The following is a 17,068-nucleotide window of genomic DNA, read 5'->3' on the forward strand; positions in this document are numbered from 1 at the left end:
TCCGCGCACGGCGCCGCGACGGGCTCCGGGGCCCACGGCTCCGGGGGCAGCACGAAGGTCGGGCTGCGTGTGCGCGGCGGCACCGTGCCCCGCGAACCCGGCCGCGGCCCGCAGCCCGGCACCACCGGCGCGACGCCGGCTGGCCCGCCCGCCCCCACGGGGGCCACGCCAACCGGGGCCACGCCGACCGGGGCCACCCCGAGCAGAGCAACGCCGACCGGGAACCGGCACACCACCGGCCCACAGCGGCGCCCCGGCACCGGCAGGCCCGGCGGCCCTGCCGGGTCCGGCCCTGCCTCGCCCGGCCCTGCATCGCCCGGCCCTACCGTGTCCGGTCCTGCCGCGCCCGGCTCGGCGGCGTCCGGTTCCCCGCCCTCCGGCTCTGCGACCTCCGGCCCCGCGTCGTCCGGCGTGTCGGCAGGCCCCGCGCCGTCCCGTCCGGCCGGGACGTCCGCGCCGGCCGGCCGTCCCACCCCGCCCGCGGCCACCCCGGGGCGCCGGGACACCGGGCCCCGCCGGAACCCCGCCGCCGGCCCGCCCGCCGCCGCACCCCGGGCCGCCGCAGCCCGCCCCGGGGAGCACCCGTCGCTGCCGCCGGTCCCACGGCCCGCCGTGCCCCCGACCCGATCCGCACGGCCCGCCCCGGCGTCGGCCGCCCCGGCGACCACCGCGACACCGGCGACCACAGCGACCCCGGCTACCACCGTGACCCCGGCTACCACCGCGGCCCTCGCCGCGCCTCCGGCACCGAGCCCGGGCCCGGCGGCCCAGGGCGGCACGAGCGGCACCCCCCGCACCGGACGCCGTCGTCGTCCCGAACCGGACGGGAGCGCCGGCAGCGCCACGGACGCCCTGCCCGCGCACACCGGCGGCCGCCGCCGATCCGGCCCCGACGACGCCGCGACCGCGCTCGCCCCCGCCGCCGCGGCCCGCACCGGGCTCGTGCCCGCCGCCCGCCCCCGCAGCGACGGCGGAGCACCCACCGCGCTGGTCCCCGCCCCCGGCGACGACCCGGGCACCGAACTCGTCGACGCCGCGGCCCCCGGCCCGCGCCGCCGGCGCCGGGCCGAGCCCGACGGACCGTTCGACCGGGTCATCGCACTCGTCGGCCCCGGAGTGGGTGTCGTGCGTCGCCGCCTCGGCATCCTCGACGCCGACCAGAAGGCCGCCCTCACCCCCGAGGAGCGCCGGACCCGGCGCCGCCGGCAGATCGTGTACTCGCTGGTCGGGACGGCCGCGTCGATCGTGCTGCTGCCGCTGCTGCTGCTCGGGATCGGCTGGCTGCTGTTCCCGATCCCCAGCACCGACGACGCCGTGCAGAACCAGATCGCGACCGTCTCCTACGCCGACGGCGGGCAGCTCGCCCGGCTGGTGCCCGAGCAGGGCAACCGGATCAAGGTCGGGATGGACGCCATCCCGATCCACGTGCGCGAGGCCGTGCTCGCCGCCGAGGACCGGTCGTTCTACTCGAACCCGGGCTTCGACTTCACCGGCATCCTGCGCGCGATGGTCAACCAGCTGACCGGCGGCGTCGGCGGCGGGTCGACGATCACCCAGCAGTACGTCAAGAACACCCTGGTCGGCAACGACGCGACCTACTGGCGCAAGTACAAGGAACTGATCGTCTCGCTGAAGGTCTCCGGGCAGAAGTCCAAGGACGAGATCCTCAACGACTACCTCAACGCCATCTACTTCGGCCGCGGCGCCTACGGCATCGAGTCCGCCAGCCTCGCCTACTTCGGCAAGCCCGCGGCCCAGCTGACCCCCAGCGAGGGCGCGCTGCTCGCCGGGATCATCCAGTCGCCGTCCAACTGGGACCCGGCGAACTCCCCGGACCGGGCGAAGCAGCGCTGGAACTTCGTCCTCGACGGCATGAACGCCCAGGGCTGGATCTCCACGGCCGACCGGCAGGCAGCGGTGTTCCCGCAGACGATCCCGCCGCAGAACACCTCCCGGTCGTCGTCGCTGACCGACGCACGCGGCCACATCCTCAACGCCGTCCGCTCCGAACTGGGCTCGCTGGGCATCTCCGAGCAGGCGTTCGCCCAGGGCGGCCTCCAGGTCACGACGACGATCGACCCGCAGCGCCAGCAGCAGCTCACCGACTCGGTCGAGCAGAAGCTGCGCGGCGAGCCCGAGCTGCTGCGCACCGGTGCCGTCGCGATCGACCCGCGCACCGGCGGGATCGTCGGCTACTACGGCGGATCGAACGGCACCGGCCTGGACTACGCCCAGGTCATGAAGCAGCCCGGGTCGACGTTCAAGCCGTTCGCCGTGCTCGCCGGGCTCCTGAACGACCCACCGATCGGCCTGGGAACCACCTTCGACGGGTCCGAGCGGCCGGGGCTGCGCAACGCCGAGGGCGCCAACTGCCCGCGCTGCGACCTCAAGCAGGCGATGACGATCTCCAACAACGTCGTCTTCACCAAGCTCGCCGCGCAGGTCGGACCGCAGAAGGTCGCCGACGCCGCCCGGCTCGCCGGGATCACCGCGCCGCTGGACAACCCGGACGCGCGGCTCCCGCTGGGCAACAAGGAGGTCACGCCGGTCCAGCTGGCGTCGGCCTACGCCACCATCGCCGCGGGCGGCGTCTGGCACCCCCCGCACATGGTGTCCAAGGTCGTCGACTCCGACGGGCGCGTGCTCTACGAGTACCAGCCCGGCGAGGGCGAACAGCGTTTCCCCGAGCAGGTGGCACGCAACGTCGTCGAGGCGATGATGAACGTCGTCGACAACGACGGGCTGCAGCTGCCCGACGGGCAGGAGGCCGCCGGCAAGACCGGCACCGTCCAGTCGCGCTTCGAGGGCCAGAACAACGACGCCTGGTTCGCCGGCTTCACCCCCCAGATCGCGACGGCCGTGTGGGTCGGCACCGACCGCAACGACCCGATCCAGGACTCCTCCGGCCGCCCGATCAACGGCTCCGACCTGCCCGGATCGGTGTGGAAGGAGTTCATGTCCGACACCGTGCGCGCCACCGGCACGACCGAGTTCCCGGCGTTCAGGCCGATCGGCGAGGCACCTTCCACCCTGGCGCCCAACGAGCCGACCGCCCCGGCGACGCCGACCAGCACGCCCTCCGCCGAGCCCACCCCGGAGCCGACCGCGGAACCGGCCGCCCCCGCCGAGCCGCCTGCCCCGGCCCCCGTGGACCCGACCGGCGCCCCGGAGGCCACCGGCGACCCGCTGCCCGCCCCGCAGGACGACACCCAGCCCGGCGGCGACGCGGGCCGTGCCGCGGACCCGACCGTCGGCTGATCCGCCCCGTTCGCGCCACCGCCGGGCTACCGTGGACGGGTGACCGGTGACCATCACTTCGAGGTGGTGGCCTGGCGGGCGGACCGCAGGCTCACCCTCTACGTGCCGGGCATCGAGGCGTCGACCACCGTCGACGACCCCCGGGCGGCCGAGGACGCGGTCCGCGACCTGATCGCGGACCTCACCGGCGTCGACCGCGGGGTCATCACCTGCGACATCCGGCTCGGGCGACCCTGGCGCTCCGGGATCTGAGACCTCCCGGGCCCCGGGATCCGCGACCGGTCGGTGTGATCCGGGACCTCCCGGTCGGTGTGATCCGGGACCTCCCGGTCAGCGGGACGGCGGCACCAGGATCGTGGCCGCCGCCGCACAGACCGACTCGGTGAGCGCGTCGAGCACGGTGGTGCTGAGCTTCCAGTGCTGCCAGTAGAGCGGGACGTCGAGGTGGCGATCGGCGTCGAGCAGCACGAGCCGCCCGGCGGCCGCCGCCTCCCGCGCCGGGCCGTCGGTGAACATCCCCCAGCCCAGACCGGCGCGGATCGCCTCGTGGTAGCCGTCGGCGGCGGGCACCCGGTGGGCCGGACCGGTGCACGGCCGGTGGGTGAGCCCGCGGACGAACCGGGTCTGCAACACGTCCTTCGACCCGAAGTCGACCCGCGGCGCGAGCGGGAACGCCTCGGCCGGGTCCCGCCCGGCGAACCACCGGTCGTACACCGGCCGGGCCGCGACGGGCCGGTAGCGGGTCGCGCCCAACGGCCGGACCGCGCAGCCCTGCACCGGCGCCGACGACGTCGTGACCGCCCCGACCACCGAACCCTCGCGGAGCAGGGCCGCGGTGTACTGCTCGTCGTCGACGTGCAGATCCAGCCGGACCCCGTGCCGGGCGGCCAGGGGCACCACCGCGGACAGGAACCAGTGGGTCACCGAGTCCGCGTTCACCGCGATCGGCAGGTGGGTGCCCGCGGTGTCGGCACTGCCGAAGCCGGCCTCGACCTCCCCCTCGAGCACCGCGATCTGGCGGGCCAGCCGCAGCAGCGCGGCCCCCTCCTCGGTCGCGACGCACGGACGCGTGCGGCGCACCAGGATCCGGCGCGCCTGCCGTTCCAGGGCCTTGATCCGCTGGGACACCGCGGACGGCGTGATCGACAGCCGCGCGGCGGCGGCGTCGAAACCGCCCTCCTCGACCACGGCGCTCAGGGTGGCCAGCTGATCCCGGTCGTACATGAAGCAAAGCTACACTTCATGAAGTTCTTTCAGTTCTCGACGTCCTCCTGACGCGGTCGGCCTAGCGTCGACGACGTGAGTGTGCTGGCGGGATTCGGGACGGGACTGTCGCTGATCGCGGCGATCGGGGCGCAGAACGCGTTCGTGCTGAGGCAGGGGCTGCGCCGCGAGCACGTCCCGGCGGTGGTGCTGTTCTGCGTTCTGGCCGACCTGGTGCTGGTGACCGCGGCGGTCGCGGGTGTCGGGCTGGTGGTCGACCGCGTACCGGGCCTGGTCGAGGTGGTGCGGTGGGGCGGCGTCGTCTGGCTGACCGGCTACGGGCTGGTGGCGCTGCGGCGCGCCGTCCGTCCCGGCTCGCTCGACGCCGACGCGCACGGCTCGGCCCGGCCGCTCGTACCCGTCCTGGGGAGCGCGGCGGCGCTGACCTTCCTCAACCCGCACATGATGCTGGACCTGCTCGTCCTCGGGTCGCTGGCCGCCGCCCACGGCGACGACGGCCGGTGGGCGTTCGGCGCCGGGGTGGTCGTGGCCAGCCTGACCTGGTTCTCCGGGCTGGGCTTCGGCGCGGCGCGGCTCGCCGGGCTGTTCGCGCGGCCGACCGCGTGGCGGGTGCTCGACGGCGTCGTCGCGGCGGTGATGCTCGGGCTCGCCGCCGGCCTCGCCGTCTCCTGAGTCCCGCTCGGACCATCCCGGCGGTGCGCGACCCGGCCGATCCGGAGTAGAACCTGACCCGTGTCCGCCGAGTACGTGTCGGTGCAGCCGCCCGTCGCGCTGCGCGGCCGGGTGCTGCGCCTGCTCGGTTACCGCGAACACGCCTCCGCGCCGCGGCGGCGTCGTCAGCCCGCGGCCGGCGGGGTCGCGCTGATCCTCGGGCTGCATCCGCTGACCCTGTCCGGCCCCGCGCTCGGCACCGCGACGGCGGACGCGTTCGTCGGCGCGCCGAGCGACACCTGGGTGCTGACCGAGTTCACCGGCCCACAGGCCGGCGTGCAGGTCGACCTCACCCCGGCGGCGGCGTTCACCGTGCTCGGCGGGCGTGCGCTGCCCGGCGGCGCGGTCCCGCGCCTGGAGGAGCTGCACGACCCCACGCTGGCCGCGCTGCCCGCACGCCTCGCCGCCGAACCGACCTGGGCCGGACGGTTCGCACTGGTCAACGCACTACTGGCGGAGCGGCTGCTCGACCCGCGCGCACGCGTCGTCGCACCGGAGGTGTGCTGGGCGTGGGACCGGCTCCTCGCCACCGACGGCCGGGTCGGCGTCGCGGAGCTGGCCGCGGGGACCGGGTGGAGCACACGGCACCTGCAGTCCCGCTTCCGCGACCAGGTCGGTCTGACCCCGGGTACCGCGCGCCGCGTCCTGCGCTTCGGCCGGGCCGCGGGCCTGGTCGGGCGTGGCCGCGAGCCGCTCGCCGGGATCGCCGTCGCCTGCGGCTACGCCGACCAGGCCCATCTCACGCGCGAGTTCCGCGCGCTGGCCGGGCTGCCGCCCGCCGCGTTCCGGGCCGAGGTGTTCGCATCCGTTCAAGACCTCCCGCCCGGCCCCGGCCAGGATCGGGCGTCATGAGCATCCATCCCACCCTCCGCTACGACGACCCGCGCGCCGCGATCGCGTTCCTCACCTCCGCGCTCGGCTTCCGGGAGGCCGCCGTCCACACCGGCGAGGACGGCACCGTCGCCCACGCCGAGCTCGCCTGGGACGACGGCGACGACACCGGCCTCGTCCTGATCGGACCGCGCCGGCCCGGTGGCGACCGTTTCGACACCGGCCCGGCCGTGATCTACCTGACGTGCGACGACCCGGACGCGGTGCACGCCCGTGCGGTCGCCGCCGGGGCGCAGATCGCCATGGCACCGGTCGACCAGGACTACGGTTCACGCGAGTGCGCCGTCACCGACCCGGAGGGCACCACATGGAGCATGGGGACCTACCGGCCGTCCCCGGGGCGCCCGTGACCGCACGCCACCCGGACCCCGCCGACCCGCTGCCGTGGCTGCGGGAGATCTGCCTGTCGCTGCCCGAGGTGACCGAGAAGCTCAGCCACGGGTCGCCGTCGTGGTTCGTACGCAGGATGTTCGTGTCCTACGCCGACCACCACCACGGCCACCCGCACCGGGCGTTCTGGTGCGCCGCTCCCCCGGGCGTCCAGTCCGAGCTGGTCGCCGAGGACCCGGCCCGGTTCTTCCGGCCCGCCTACGTCGGCCACCGCGGCTGGCTCGGGGTGGTGCTGGACGGCACCGGACCCGACGCCGCCGACCGCGACGAGATCACCGAGATCGTGACCGACGCGTGGCGCTGCGTCGCCCCGGCCCGGCTGACCGCCCGGCTCGAGCGCTGACTCAGGCCGCGGCGCCCGACTCCCGGACCGACCGGAGCAGCGCCGTGAGCAGCCGGGCGTGGTCGGCGTCGGCCTGGCTCGGGACGAGGAAGCGGCGGCGCAGGAAGGCGTAGGACAGCTCGTTGCGCGGGTCGGCGAGCGCCTGCTGACCGCCGGCCCCGCTGTGGCCGAACGACCCGGCGGCCAGCATCGGGTAGATCTCGGAGGAGGCGTGGAACCCGACCGCCCACGCCTTGTGCTGCCGCAGGACCAGGTCGAAGCCGGCGGTCTGGATCTGGGCGAACGCCGCGAGCGTGTCCGGGCGGAGCAGCGCGGGGCGGCCGTCGACCGGACCGGTCGCGGCCGCGTAGAGCGCCGCGAGGGCGTGCGCGGTCCCGATCCCGCCGAGCGAGGCGGGTCCCCGGGAGCGGACCACCGGGTGGGCAGGCAGCTCCCAGACCTCGCAGCCCTCGGGGTGCTGCCGGTTGAACGCGATCCCGGGCAGGCCGTCCGCTGCGCCCGCGCCCGCGGCGAGCTCCCGCAGGCGCTCGGGTGTGGCGATCATGGGCTGCGGGGCGAGGAACCGGCGCTCGGCCTCCGCAGGCAGCCCGAGGTGCAGGTCCAGGCCCAGCGGGCCGGTCAGCAGCTCCCGGACGAGCACACCCACGTCCGACGAGGTGGCCCGGCGGACCACCTCGCCGGTGAGGGCCGACTCGACCAGGGCGTGGTAGCCCGACGAAGTGCCGGGACGCCAGAACGGGCGCTGCGCCCCGAGCCGCCGGGCCACCAGCCGATCGTCGGAGAGCTCGTCGACGGAGAAGCCCTCGGGCGTACCGACCAGACCCGCCTGGTGGGCGAGCAGCTCACGCAGCAGCAGGTCCTGCTTCCCGCCGGTGGCGAACTCCGGCCAGTAGTGGGAGACCCGCTCGTCCAGGTCCAGGACCCCCTCCTGGACCAGCAGCGCGACGAGCAGGTGGGTCACGCCCTTGGTCGCCGAGTAGATGCCCAGCAGGGAGTCGGGGCCGGTCTCCGGACCGGCCCACAGGTCCACCACCGGCCGGCCCCGGTGCCGGGCCGAGACCTGGACGTCGAGCGGGGCGCCTTCGGCCGCGAGCAGTGCAGCGAACGCGTCCCGCACGGGTTCGAAACCGTCGGCGACCGTGCCCTGCACCGTGGGCCTCTCGAGTGTCCGCATCGCCTGGTCCTCCCTCTCCTTCGGTAAGTGACCATTGGATACTAACCCAGGCGGGCGGCCGTCGTGCCGTGACGGGCGCCTCGCCTACAGTCCGGCCCATGACACCGACCACGGAGGCGGGCGGTCCCGGACGCCGGCCGGGCCGGCCGCCGCGGCTCAGCCGCGACGCGATCGTCGAGGCCGTCGCGTCCGCCGCGAACCTCGACACCCTGACGGTGCGCGAGCTCGCCGCCCGGCTGCAGGTGAGCCACGGCGCGCTCTACCGCTGGGTGCGCAACCGCGACGAGCTCGTCGACCTGGTCAGCGCCACCGTGGTCGACCGGGTCCTCGGCAGGCTCGACGACGACCCCCGCGGACCGGCCCCCACGGCCGCGGACCAGCTGGAGCGGCTCGGCACCGCCATGCACGCGGAGTTCCTGGCACTACCGGGCTACGCCACGCACCTGTCCCGGCCGCACCGCCACCACACGCCCTCGGTCGAGCGGCTCCGGGACACCGCGGTCGCGGCGTTCGTGCGCGACGGCGTCGCCGAGGACCTCGCGGTGCAGAGCTGGCAGATCTTCGTGACCTGCACGGTCGGGTGGCTGGCCGCGGTGGAGAACGCGCAGCATCCCGGGGCCGGGGTGCCGGACTTCCCGGTCGTCCTCGACGTGCTGGTCCGCGGCCTGCCCGCCCGTCCCCTCGGCGGCGTGGACGGGTCGTGATCACCGGTCGTGGAGCGCGGCGTCCGCGTCACGGACGGCACGGACGGTCCGCTCCACAACCGGTGATCATACGGGGCGGGCGGACGCCGCCCGCCGCGTCACACGGTCGCGTTGTTCCCCGCCAGACCGGCGAGGTTCGACGGGTTGCGCAGCCCGGCCGGGTCGACCGCCTTCTGCGGGCGCCGGGCACGCAGCTTGGCCAGCAGGCTGCCCTCCGGCCGCTCGGCCAGCGCCGAGGTGAACCGGTCGAGGAAGATCGCCACGATGACGACGGCGAGCCCGCCCTCGACGCCGGTCGCGATGTCGAGCTGGGTGACCGCGCTGACCACCGTCGTGCCCAGCCCGTCGGCTCCGGCGAGGCCCGCGACGACCACCATCGACAACGCCAGCATGATCACCTGGTTGACGCCGGCCATGATCGACGGGAGCGCCATCGGCAGCTGCACCTCGCGCAGGATCTGGCGGGGGTGGGCCCCGAAGGCGTGCGCCGCCTCGACGACCTCGCCGTCGACGCCCCGGATGCCCAGCTCGGTGAGCCGCACCGCCGGCGCGATCGAGAACACGATCGTCGCGATGACGCCCGGGACCACGCCGATGCCGAACAGCAGCACCACGGGGATCAGGTAGACGAACGCCGGGACCGTCTGCGCCAGGTCGAGCACCGGTCGCAGGGTCCGGCTCGCCGCGCGGCTGCGCGCGGCCCAGATCCCCAGCGGTACCCCGATGACCACCGCGATCAGCGCCGCGACGAGCACCAGACCGAAGGTCTCCATCGTCTCGGTCCACAGGTCGAACGAGGACACGAGGAGGAAGCCGAGCAGGGTGAACACGGCGAACCCGACCCCGCGCACGAGCAGCGCGAGCGCGACCAGCAGCACCAGCCAGACCCACCACGCCGGGGTGGTGAACACCGCGGTCACGGCCTCGACGACCGCGGTGATCACGACCCCAATGGCGTCGAGCACGACGCCGTCGTTCTGCAGCAGCCAGAGGATGAAGGCCTCGACGTAGCTCCCGAACTCGAACCTGGGCATCAGGCGTTCCTCCCGTCGGCGGTGGCCTCGTCATGGGTCGACAGCGCGGCGAGCACGGCACCCCGCGGGACCACCCCGGTGAGCCGGCCGTCGTCGACCACCGCGAGCGGGACCGGGTTGCGCCCGACCTGGTGCAGCAGGTCGATCAGCGGCCGGTCCGGTTCGGTGGTGCGGTACTCCTCGACCAGCGCGGACCGGTCGATGCCGGTGGCGTTCCGGCCCGCGGCGTGGCCGAGCCAGTCGTCGCGGACGACGCCGAGGATGCGCTGGTCGTCGTCGACGACGTAGGCGCCGGTCGCCTCGGCCTTGCCGAGCCGGACCAGCACGTCCGCCGGCCGCTCGTCGAGGGTGACGGTGATGCGGGCAGCCCGGATCACGTCGGCGGCGGTGAGGACGCGGCTGCGGTCGACGTCGGAGACGAAGTCGGCGACGTAGTCGTCGGCCGGGGACGCCAGGATCTGCGGCCCGGTGCCGACCTGGACCAGCCGGCCGTCCTTGAGCAGCAGGATGCGGTCGCCCAGCAGCATGGCCTCGTTGAGGTCGTGGGTGATGAACACGATCGTCTTCTTGAGGTCCCGCTGCAGGCGGACGAGCAGCTGCTGCATGTCGCGCCGGATCAGCGGGTCCAGCGCGGAGTAGGGCTCGTCCATCAGGAGCACCTCGGTGTCGCTGGCCAGGGCCCGGGCCAGCCCGACGCGTTGCTGCATGCCACCCGAGAGCTGACCCGGCAGCGCGTCGGCGCGGTCGCCGAGGCCGACCTGATCCAGCGCCCACTCCGCCTTCTCCCGGCGGGTGCGGGCGTCGACGCCGCGGATCTGCAGCCCGTACTCGGCGTTCTGCGCGACGGTGCGGTGCGGCAGCAGCGCGAAGTGCTGGAACACCATCGCGATCCGCTCGTTGCGCAGGGTCCGCAGGTCGGCGGCGCCGAGGGAGCCGAGGTCGCGGCCGTCGACGGTGATGCTGCCCGAGGTCGGCTCGATGAGCCGGTTCAGCAGCCGGACCAGGGTCGACTTGCCCGACCCGGACAAGCCCATGATCACGAACAGCTCGCCGTCGGCGATGTCGAAGGACACGTCGTGCACGGCGAGCGTCGCGCCGGTGCGGCGCTGGATCTCCGACCGGCCGAGACCCTCGCCGGCCAGCCGGACGGCCTCGTCGGCGGCGCGGCCCTCGCCGAAGACCTTGGTCAGGTTCCGTACCTCGATCATGCTCCCGCTCCCACCCACTGGCGGACGCGGTCCGGGTGCGCGGCCACGTAGTCCCGCGCCACCGCCTCCACGTCCTCGTTGTCCACGTCGACCCGCTGGAGCATCTGCTCGACATCGGCCAGCGGCAGCTCGAACCGGCGCAGCATCGACGCGAACCCGGGGCTGGTGCGCGCCAGGTCCGGGCTCGCCGCGGTCCAGGCCGAGTACGCCGGCATGGCGCAGGCACCGTCCCCGGTGGTGTAGCAGTCCTCGCGCGCCGGGGTCGGCTCCGTCAGCTTGGTCAGCGCGAGCTCCTCGAAGATGTAGTGCGGCCGGTACAGGTAGACCAGGATCGGCTGGCGGCGCTCGTAGGCGCGGCGCAGCTCGGCGATCTGCGCGGCCTCGCTGGAAGTGACCTGCTCCAGGTTCAGCTTGTACCCGGCGAGCCGCTTGGCGTTGTACTCGGTGGTGAGGAAGCTGGGGTCGGAGTCGACGAGCCGGTCGCCCAGGGCGTCGGCGTAGTCGTTCAGCTGGGTCACGCTGGTCAGCCCGGCCAGCGGCTGGCCCGGCTCGACCGCGTAGCTCGGGACGTACCAGCCCTGCTCGGCGCCGGAGTAGGTCGGGTGCACCAGCTCGATCCGGTCCTTCGCCTTCGCGGCCAGCTCGGACTGGTTGGGCATCGCGACCTCGGACAGGGCGTCGACGTCGCCGCGCTGGGCGCCTGCCCACGCCGTCGCGGGTCCGACCTGGATGGTCTTCAGCCGGCCGACGCCGAGCTCCGGGTGGGTCGCGACGACCTCACCGAGGATGGCGTTGGTCAGCTTCGCCGCGCTCCACGGGAACTGGGCGAGCCGGACGGTCGGACCGTCGGCACCGGCGGACGCACAGCCGGATGCGGCCACCAGCACCGCGAGCAGCGCGGTGACCAGGCGGACCGTCCTGGTCCGGGGTACGGGAACGGGCGGATCGGCCACGGGGGCACGTCCTCTCGGGGGTCGTCGGCTCTCCGCGTCCCGATCGGCTCCAGGACACGCGGGCGGGGGTCAACGACAGGCGGACGACCACATCCGGCACAGGTCGACGTGCAGCCGCGACGTCAGCCGGAGGTCGGGAATCACGCGAACGACCCTTCACGACCCTTCCGGACGGCGCAACAGCGGGCACTACGATCGTGACGTGTCTGCGACGTCGCTGCTCGAACTGGACGGTCTGCGCCACGAGTACTCCGACACCGGCGATCCGGGCGACGGCCGCGCACCCCTGCTGTTCCTGCACGAGGGACTCGGCTCGGTCGGGCTCTGGCGGGGCTTCCCCGAGCGGATCGCGGCGGAGTCCGGGCGCCGGGCCATCGCGTACTCCCGGCTCGGGCACGGCCGCTCCGACCGGCCGCGCACCCCGCGGACCACGACGTTCATGGCGACCGAGGCGACGACGACCGTCCCGGCCCTGTGCGCGGCCCTCGGCCTGGAGCGTCCGATCCTCGTCGGTCACTCCGACGGCGGCACGATCGCGCTGCTCGCGGCCGCGGCGATGCCGGCGAGCGGGGTGGTCGTGCTCGCCCCGCACGTGCTGACCGAGCCGTTCGCCCTCACCGCGATCCGGGCGGCCCGCACCGCGTTCACCGAGGGTGACCTGCGCACCCGGATGGCCCGCCACCACGACGACCCCGACACCACGTTCCACGGGTGGAACGACATGTGGCTGGCCGAGGAGTTCACCTCCTGGGACGTCCGCGACGCGCTGGCCGGGATTACCGCGCCGGTGCTGGGTCTGCAGGGCGACGACGACCCCTACGGCAGCATCGTGCACGTGCGCGCGGTGGAGGAACGGGCGTCCGGGCCGGTCACGGTGACCGAGCTGCCCTGCGGGCACGCACCCCACCTGGAGCTCCCCGACGAGACCACCGCCGCGATCACCAGGTTCCTCCACCCCCTCCCCTGACCCCCGCGCTCCCGCGTCCGCGCGCGGATTCGCGGTGCGCGCGCGACGCGACGCGCGCGGGGGCCGGTTCCGCGCGCGGACGCGCGATCACGGCGGCGGGGTGGCGGTCCAGGCGGTCCAGCGGGTCGGGGTCAGGGCGACGACCGGCCCCTCGGGGGGACGGGCGGCGTAGGGGGCGTACCGGTCGGCCAGTGCCGCGACGGCGCGGGAGTGCAGGTCGCCGTCGTCGTGGATCGCGGCGGTGGCGTCGAGGCGGACCCACCACAGTCGGGTCCAGTCGTCGTCGTAGTGGTCGGCCAGCAGCGCCACCCGCGGCTCGACCTCGATGTCGCGCAGCCGCGCGAGCCTGCGGTGCCGTTTGGGCTTGACGTCGTCGACGGCCGACACCACCAGCCCGTCGACCAGGGCGAAGGTGATCGGCACCAGGCGCGGGGTGCCGTCGGTCGCGCGGATCGTCGCGAGCCGCGCCACCCGCGCGCCGGTCAGCAGCGCGCGGGCGGCGGTCTCGTCGAGGGAGGGCACAGCGGTCAGGCCGCGGGGACGGCCACGCGCACGGCGAGCAGCTGCGCCAGGCAGGTGTCGCGGCGCTCGTGCTCGGCGAACCCGGGGGCCGTGCAGAGGAACAGGGTGCGGCCGTCGTCGCCGCCGAGGGCGCAGGCGTACGTGCCGACCTGCCCGGTGGACACCTCGCCGTCGACGAGACCGCCGGGCCGGACCCGGATCGCGCGGTTGCCGATGGCGTCGGCGACCCAGATCGCGCCCTCGGCGTCGGGGACGGAGATCCCGTCCGGGGCGACGGTCAGCTCGGCGATGGCGTCGGACGGGTCGTCGGCGGCCGACGGCGGACCGAACAGGGCCCAGTCCCGGCGCGGGCCGAGCGTGCCGTCGTCGCCGATCGCGAAGGCGGACAGCCGGTTGCCGAAGGTCTCGGCGACGACGAGGTCCCCGCCGGTCAGTGCGGGCCCGTTCGCGAAGTGCAACGGCTCGCTCGCGACCGACACGGTGCCGTCGGGCGCCACGCGCAGCAGCGGGGCCGCGGCGCGCGGGGCACCGTTCATCAGGTCGAAGCCGAAGGTGCCCACCCAGAGCCCGCCGCCGTCGTCGACGACCATGTCGTTGAGCAGGTGCTCGGTGTGGCCGGACAGGTCGGCGTGGGTGACCAGGGTGCCGTCGGACTCGCGGCGCAGGATCCGCCGGTCGCGCATGGACACCACGAGCAGCCGTCCGTCGGGCAGCCAGCCCAGCCCCGACGGCTGCTGCGGCACCTCGGCCTCGGTGCGCAGGTCCGACCCGTCGGCGCGGGCCGAGAGCACCCGGTGGGTGTAGAAGTCGCTGAGCCAGATCCTCCCGTCGTGCCAGCGTGGGCCCTCGAGGAAGGACATGTCCGACAGCACCGTCGACAGCTCCGCCATGGTGATCAGTCTGGCCTGCCGGGAATCGGGACGCCAGCACAGTCGTTGACCGTGCAACAACCACCGACCGTGGAGGTCCCGATGCCCGCCGTCTCCGTCGCCGACGTCAGCGCCCTGCCCCGCGTGCCCGTTCCGGGCCCGACCGACCTGGACCGGGGCGTTCGCAGCGTCACCACCGCCCCGCGCGGCTACGAGGGCGAGGGCTTCCCGGTCCGCCGCGCCTTCCAGGGGGTGGACCTGCGCGACCTCGACCCGTTCCTGCACATGGACCAGATGGGTGAGGTCGAGTACGCCCCGGGCGAGCCGAAGGGCACTTCCTGGCACCCGCACCGCGGGTTCGAGACCGTCACCTACATCATCGACGGGACCTTCGAGCACGGTGACAGCCACGGCGGCGGCGGGACGATCACCGACGGCGACACCCAGTGGATGACCGCGGGATCGGGCCTGCTGCACATCGAGCGCCCGCCGGAGTCGCTGGTGCGCAGCGGCGGCCTGTTCCACGGCCTGCAGCTGTGGGTGAACCTGCCGCGCGCGGACAAGTGGCTGCCGCCGAAGTACCAGGACCTGCGCGGCGGCGAGTCCGCGCTGGTCGCCACGCCCGACGGCGGCGCACTGCTGCGGGTGATCGCCGGTGACGTCGCCGGCGTGTCCGGGCCGGGCTCGACGCACACCCCGATGGCGATGGTGCACGCCACCCTCTCCCCCGGCGCGCAGCTGCGGCTGCCCTGGCCGCGGCCGTACAACGCGCTGGTCTACGTGCTGTCCGGGGCGGGCACGGTCGGTGCCGACCGGCGCCCGGTCCGGACCGGTCAGCTCGCGGTCTTCGGGCCCGGGGACCTGATCACCGTCGAGGGCAACACCGCGCAGGAGGCCCGCCACCCGTCGCTGGACGTCGTGGTGCTGGGCGGGCAGCCGATCCGTGAGCCCGTCGCCTGGGCAGGGCCGTTCGTGATGAACACCCGCGAGGAGGTCCAGCAGGCGTTCGAGGACTACCAGCGCGGCCGCCTCGGCGTGGTGCCGTCGGACTACGTGCCGCACGGGTCGCTCCCCGGCTCGTTCAACTGACGGGTTGAATACGAGCCGTCCCCGCGCTACGGTCTGTTCAACCGCGAGGTTGAACGAGGAGGAGACGTGGAGGACCGGCTGAACCGGGTCTTCGCCGCGCTGGCGGACCCGATCCGGCGCGACATGGTGGCCCGGCTGGCGACGGCCGACGCGACCGTGAACGAGCTGGCCGAGCCCTACGACGTCTCCGTGCAGGCCGTCTCCAAGCACATCCGGGTACTGGAGGACGCCGGCCTGGTCCGGCGCAGCCGGCAGGCCCAGCGCCGTCCGGTGCACCTGGAGGCGGAGGTCTTCGACCTGATGACGGCCTGGATCGAGCGGTACCGGCGGCAGGTGGAGGAGCGCTACGCGCGCCTCGACGCCCTGCTCGCCGAGGAGACCGCGCCCACCGAGCACGAGGAGACGGCATGAGCACCACCGGCACCCGCGGCACCGCCATCGACACCGTCGAGGACCTGCCCGCCATCCGCGTCACGCGGGAGTTCGAGGCACCGCCCGAGCGGGTCTTCCGCGCCCACGTCGAGGTGGACGAGGTGCGACGCTGGCTCGGCCCGCGCAGGCTGCGGATGACCGTGGACCGCTGGGACGCGGTGACCGGCGGCGGCTACCGCTACACCCACGCCGACGACGACGGGGAGTACCGCTTCTTCGGCTCGTTCCACGAGGTCCGGGCCCCGGAGCGGATCGTGCAGACCTTCACCTTCGAGGGCTTCGGCGACAGCGTCTGCCTGGAGACGATGACGCTGACCCCGCTGCCCGGTGACCGGACCCGGCTGGTCGCGGAGTCGCTGTACGACTCCTGGGCGGCCCGGGACGCGATGCTGGCCTCGGGCATGGAGGTCGGGGTGAACGAGGGCTACGAGCGACTCGACGAGCTGCTGGCCTCGCGGTAGGCCGCCGGGGTCAGCCCGGTCGCGCGCTTGAACACCTGCCCGAAGTGCGACGGACCGCGGAACCCCCACCGCGACCCGATCGCCGCGGCGGGCACGTCGGCCAGCGCGGGGTCGGCCAGGTCGCGCCGGCACATCTCGACCCGCCGCGCGCGGATCCAGGCCGCGGCGCTCGTCCCGGTCCCGGCGAACAGGTTGTGCAGGTGGCGGGCGGAAACGAAGTGCGCGACGGCGATCCCGGCGGGGGCGAGGTCCGGGTCGCCGAGGTTCGCCTCGATGTGGGCCTTGATCCGGTCCAGCAGGTCGCAGTGCGGGGCGGGTTCGACCCCGGCCACGCTGCGCAGCAGCACCCCGACCAGGTCCACCGCGTGCCGCACCGCGACGGCGGCGTGCGGCCCCATGGCGAGCCGGTGGGCGTCGAGGTGGCGCAGGGTGTCGCACACGTAGCCGGCCAGGCCGGGACCCGCCTCGAACGCCGTGCCCGCCACCCCGGGGAGCGGCTCACCGCGGGGCTCGACGCGGTCGCGGGGGAACCGCACGCACAGCGCGCGGAACGCCCCGTCCGCGGTGGGCGTGCCCGGACGGGCCGGGTCCAGCAGCGCCCACCGCCCGGGGACCAGCGGCTCGCCGTCGCCGAGCAGGGCGCTGCCCGCGAGTGCCACGACCAGGACGAGACGGTCGTCGCCGGGGGCGGGCAGGTCGCCGGTGACGGTGGCGAACTCGACGCCGTCCGGGCCGGGAGCCGGGCCGGAGTGGGTGGGACGGTCGGCGACGGTCGTCATCGGCGGCTCCTGGTCGTGCTGGTGGCCGCCCCCAGCCTAGTCACGCAGCAGCCGCCCGC

At 74.7% G+C, this 17,068-nt stretch carries 19 protein-coding genes; 11 read left to right on the forward strand and 8 right to left on the reverse strand.

Features of this window, described 5'->3' with window-relative positions; all coding sequences use genetic code 11:
• Nucleotides 1–411 precede the first annotated feature (411 nt).
• Nucleotides 412–3,258: a transglycosylase domain-containing protein gene (locus Ae717Ps2_RS35185; protein WP_255407911.1), complete on the forward strand. Its 2,847-nt coding sequence runs from the start codon at nt 412–414 to the stop codon at nt 3,256–3,258.
• 39 nt (nt 3,259–3,297) lie between these two features.
• Nucleotides 3,298–3,510, forward strand: a complete 213-nt coding sequence (locus Ae717Ps2_RS14550; RefSeq protein ID WP_020626576.1) for a hypothetical protein — start codon at nt 3,298–3,300, stop codon at nt 3,508–3,510.
• 78 nt (nt 3,511–3,588) lie between these two features.
• Here Ae717Ps2_RS14550 and Ae717Ps2_RS14555 read toward each other — a convergent pair whose 3' ends face one another.
• The gene (locus Ae717Ps2_RS14555; protein WP_075306736.1) at nt 3,589–4,482 is read right to left on the reverse strand and encodes a LysR family transcriptional regulator ArgP; all 894 of its coding nucleotides are present in this window, start codon (nt 4,480–4,482) and stop codon (nt 3,589–3,591) included.
• Nucleotides 4,483–4,557: 75 nt separating this feature from the next.
• Between Ae717Ps2_RS14555 and Ae717Ps2_RS14560 the strand changes: the two genes are divergently transcribed.
• Genes Ae717Ps2_RS14560 through Ae717Ps2_RS14575 form a run of 4 tightly spaced genes read left to right on the forward strand, consistent with a single transcriptional unit; the run spans nt 4,558 to nt 6,817 of the window.
• Nucleotides 4,558–5,154 carry a LysE/ArgO family amino acid transporter gene (locus Ae717Ps2_RS14560; RefSeq protein WP_060712024.1) on the forward strand — a complete coding sequence of 199 codons (597 nt, stop codon included), beginning with the start codon at nt 4,558–4,560 and terminating at the stop codon, nt 5,152–5,154.
• A gap of 60 nt (nt 5,155–5,214) precedes the next feature.
• The gene (locus Ae717Ps2_RS14565) at nt 5,215–6,045 is read left to right on the forward strand and encodes an AraC family transcriptional regulator (RefSeq protein ID WP_075306737.1); all 831 of its coding nucleotides are present in this window, start codon (nt 5,215–5,217) and stop codon (nt 6,043–6,045) included.
• The gene (locus tag Ae717Ps2_RS14570) at nt 6,042–6,434 is read left to right on the forward strand and encodes a VOC family protein (RefSeq protein WP_075333497.1); all 393 of its coding nucleotides are present in this window, start codon (nt 6,042–6,044) and stop codon (nt 6,432–6,434) included. The genes Ae717Ps2_RS14565 and Ae717Ps2_RS14570 overlap by 4 nt, the downstream gene beginning before the upstream one ends.
• The gene (locus tag Ae717Ps2_RS14575) at nt 6,431–6,817 is read left to right on the forward strand and encodes an MmcQ/YjbR family DNA-binding protein (protein ID WP_075306739.1); all 387 of its coding nucleotides are present in this window, start codon (nt 6,431–6,433) and stop codon (nt 6,815–6,817) included. Before Ae717Ps2_RS14570 ends, Ae717Ps2_RS14575 begins: the two co-directional genes overlap by 4 nt.
• Nucleotide 6,818: 1 nt before the next feature.
• Here Ae717Ps2_RS14575 and Ae717Ps2_RS14580 read toward each other — a convergent pair whose 3' ends face one another.
• Entirely contained in the window at nt 6,819–7,991 is a 1,173-nt protein-coding gene (locus Ae717Ps2_RS14580; RefSeq protein ID WP_075306740.1) for a serine hydrolase domain-containing protein, read from the reverse strand.
• A gap of 98 nt (nt 7,992–8,089) precedes the next feature.
• On the opposite strand from Ae717Ps2_RS14580, the gene Ae717Ps2_RS14585 reads away from it, so the two are divergent.
• Nucleotides 8,090–8,695 carry a TetR/AcrR family transcriptional regulator gene (locus tag Ae717Ps2_RS14585; protein WP_075333498.1) on the forward strand — a complete coding sequence of 202 codons (606 nt, stop codon included), beginning with the start codon at nt 8,090–8,092 and terminating at the stop codon, nt 8,693–8,695.
• Between the two features lie 98 nt (nt 8,696–8,793).
• Here Ae717Ps2_RS14585 and Ae717Ps2_RS14590 read toward each other — a convergent pair whose 3' ends face one another.
• From Ae717Ps2_RS14590 to Ae717Ps2_RS14600, 3 genes are read right to left on the reverse strand one after another with little or no spacing between them, the layout of a single operon-like run.
• Entirely contained in the window at nt 8,794–9,729 is a 936-nt protein-coding gene (locus Ae717Ps2_RS14590) for a proline/glycine betaine ABC transporter permease (RefSeq protein WP_075333499.1), read from the reverse strand.
• Complete coding sequence (locus Ae717Ps2_RS14595) at nt 9,729–10,937, reverse strand: glycine betaine/L-proline ABC transporter ATP-binding protein (protein WP_075333500.1); 1,209 nt, start codon at nt 10,935–10,937, stop codon at nt 9,729–9,731. The genes Ae717Ps2_RS14590 and Ae717Ps2_RS14595 overlap by 1 nt, the downstream gene beginning before the upstream one ends.
• Nucleotides 10,934–11,890 (reverse strand): glycine betaine ABC transporter substrate-binding protein, encoded by a 957-nt coding sequence (locus Ae717Ps2_RS14600; RefSeq protein ID WP_075306744.1) that lies wholly within the window; start codon nt 11,888–11,890, stop codon nt 10,934–10,936. The genes Ae717Ps2_RS14595 and Ae717Ps2_RS14600 overlap by 4 nt, the downstream gene beginning before the upstream one ends.
• 202 nt (nt 11,891–12,092) lie before the next feature.
• On the opposite strand from Ae717Ps2_RS14600, the gene Ae717Ps2_RS14605 reads away from it, so the two are divergent.
• Complete coding sequence (locus Ae717Ps2_RS14605; protein ID WP_075306745.1) at nt 12,093–12,857, forward strand: alpha/beta fold hydrolase; 765 nt, start codon at nt 12,093–12,095, stop codon at nt 12,855–12,857.
• An 87-nt stretch (nt 12,858–12,944) separates the two neighbouring features.
• On the opposite strand, the gene Ae717Ps2_RS14610 is transcribed toward Ae717Ps2_RS14605, so the two are convergent.
• Complete coding sequence (locus tag Ae717Ps2_RS14610; RefSeq protein ID WP_075306746.1) at nt 12,945–13,379, reverse strand: TIGR03668 family PPOX class F420-dependent oxidoreductase; 435 nt, start codon at nt 13,377–13,379, stop codon at nt 12,945–12,947.
• Between the two features lie 5 nt (nt 13,380–13,384).
• Nucleotides 13,385–14,269 carry an SMP-30/gluconolactonase/LRE family protein gene (locus Ae717Ps2_RS14615; protein WP_075306747.1) on the reverse strand — a complete coding sequence of 295 codons (885 nt, stop codon included), beginning with the start codon at nt 14,267–14,269 and terminating at the stop codon, nt 13,385–13,387.
• A gap of 81 nt (nt 14,270–14,350) precedes the next feature.
• On the opposite strand from Ae717Ps2_RS14615, the gene Ae717Ps2_RS14620 reads away from it, so the two are divergent.
• The 3 genes from Ae717Ps2_RS14620 (at nt 14,351) to Ae717Ps2_RS14630 (ending at nt 16,230) form a co-directional block, all read left to right on the forward strand.
• Nucleotides 14,351–15,337 carry a pirin family protein gene (locus Ae717Ps2_RS14620; protein WP_043279172.1) on the forward strand — a complete coding sequence of 329 codons (987 nt, stop codon included), beginning with the start codon at nt 14,351–14,353 and terminating at the stop codon, nt 15,335–15,337.
• A 66-nt stretch (nt 15,338–15,403) separates the two neighbouring features.
• The gene (locus Ae717Ps2_RS14625; protein ID WP_075306748.1) at nt 15,404–15,748 is read left to right on the forward strand and encodes a helix-turn-helix transcriptional regulator; all 345 of its coding nucleotides are present in this window, start codon (nt 15,404–15,406) and stop codon (nt 15,746–15,748) included.
• Nucleotides 15,745–16,230, forward strand: coding sequence for an SRPBCC family protein (locus Ae717Ps2_RS14630; protein ID WP_075306749.1), 486 nt, complete (start codon nt 15,745–15,747; stop codon nt 16,228–16,230). Before Ae717Ps2_RS14625 ends, Ae717Ps2_RS14630 begins: the two co-directional genes overlap by 4 nt.
• Here the strand turns inward: Ae717Ps2_RS14630 and Ae717Ps2_RS14635 are convergent.
• Complete coding sequence (locus Ae717Ps2_RS14635) at nt 16,194–17,009, reverse strand: helix-turn-helix domain-containing protein (protein ID WP_075306750.1); 816 nt, start codon at nt 17,007–17,009, stop codon at nt 16,194–16,196. The genes Ae717Ps2_RS14630 and Ae717Ps2_RS14635 overlap by 37 nt on opposite strands.
• Between the last annotated feature and the right edge of the window lie 59 nt (nt 17,010–17,068).

It is taken from the genome of Pseudonocardia sp. Ae717_Ps2 (assembly GCF_001932475.1).
Classification (GTDB): domain Bacteria; phylum Actinomycetota; class Actinomycetes; order Mycobacteriales; family Pseudonocardiaceae; genus Pseudonocardia.

Bases quoted from the DNA above. Each gene is read 5' to 3' on its own strand.
- Ae717Ps2_RS14595 (WP_075333500.1), bottom strand. From the start codon at position 10,937: ATGATCGAGGTACGGAACCTGACCAAGGTCTTCGGCGAGGGCCGCGCC.
- Ae717Ps2_RS14615 (WP_075306747.1), bottom strand. From the start codon at position 14,269: ATGGCGGAGCTGTCGACGGTGCTGTCGGACATGTCCTTCCTCGAGGGC.
- Ae717Ps2_RS14555 (WP_075306736.1), bottom strand. From the start codon at position 4,482: ATGTACGACCGGGATCAGCTGGCCACCCTGAGCGCCGTGGTCGAGGAG.
- Ae717Ps2_RS14635 (WP_075306750.1), bottom strand. From the start codon at position 17,009: ATGACGACCGTCGCCGACCGTCCCACCCACTCCGGCCCGGCTCCCGGC.
- Ae717Ps2_RS14570 (WP_075333497.1), top strand. From the start codon at position 6,042: ATGAGCATCCATCCCACCCTCCGCTACGACGACCCGCGCGCCGCGATC.
- Ae717Ps2_RS14620 (WP_043279172.1), top strand. From the start codon at position 14,351: ATGCCCGCCGTCTCCGTCGCCGACGTCAGCGCCCTGCCCCGCGTGCCC.
- Ae717Ps2_RS14580 (WP_075306740.1), bottom strand. From the start codon at position 7,991: ATGCGGACACTCGAGAGGCCCACGGTGCAGGGCACGGTCGCCGACGGT.
- Ae717Ps2_RS14630 (WP_075306749.1), top strand. From the start codon at position 15,745: ATGAGCACCACCGGCACCCGCGGCACCGCCATCGACACCGTCGAGGAC.
- Ae717Ps2_RS14590 (WP_075333499.1), bottom strand. From the start codon at position 9,729: ATGCCCAGGTTCGAGTTCGGGAGCTACGTCGAGGCCTTCATCCTCTGG.
- Ae717Ps2_RS14585 (WP_075333498.1), top strand. From the start codon at position 8,090: ATGACACCGACCACGGAGGCGGGCGGTCCCGGACGCCGGCCGGGCCGG.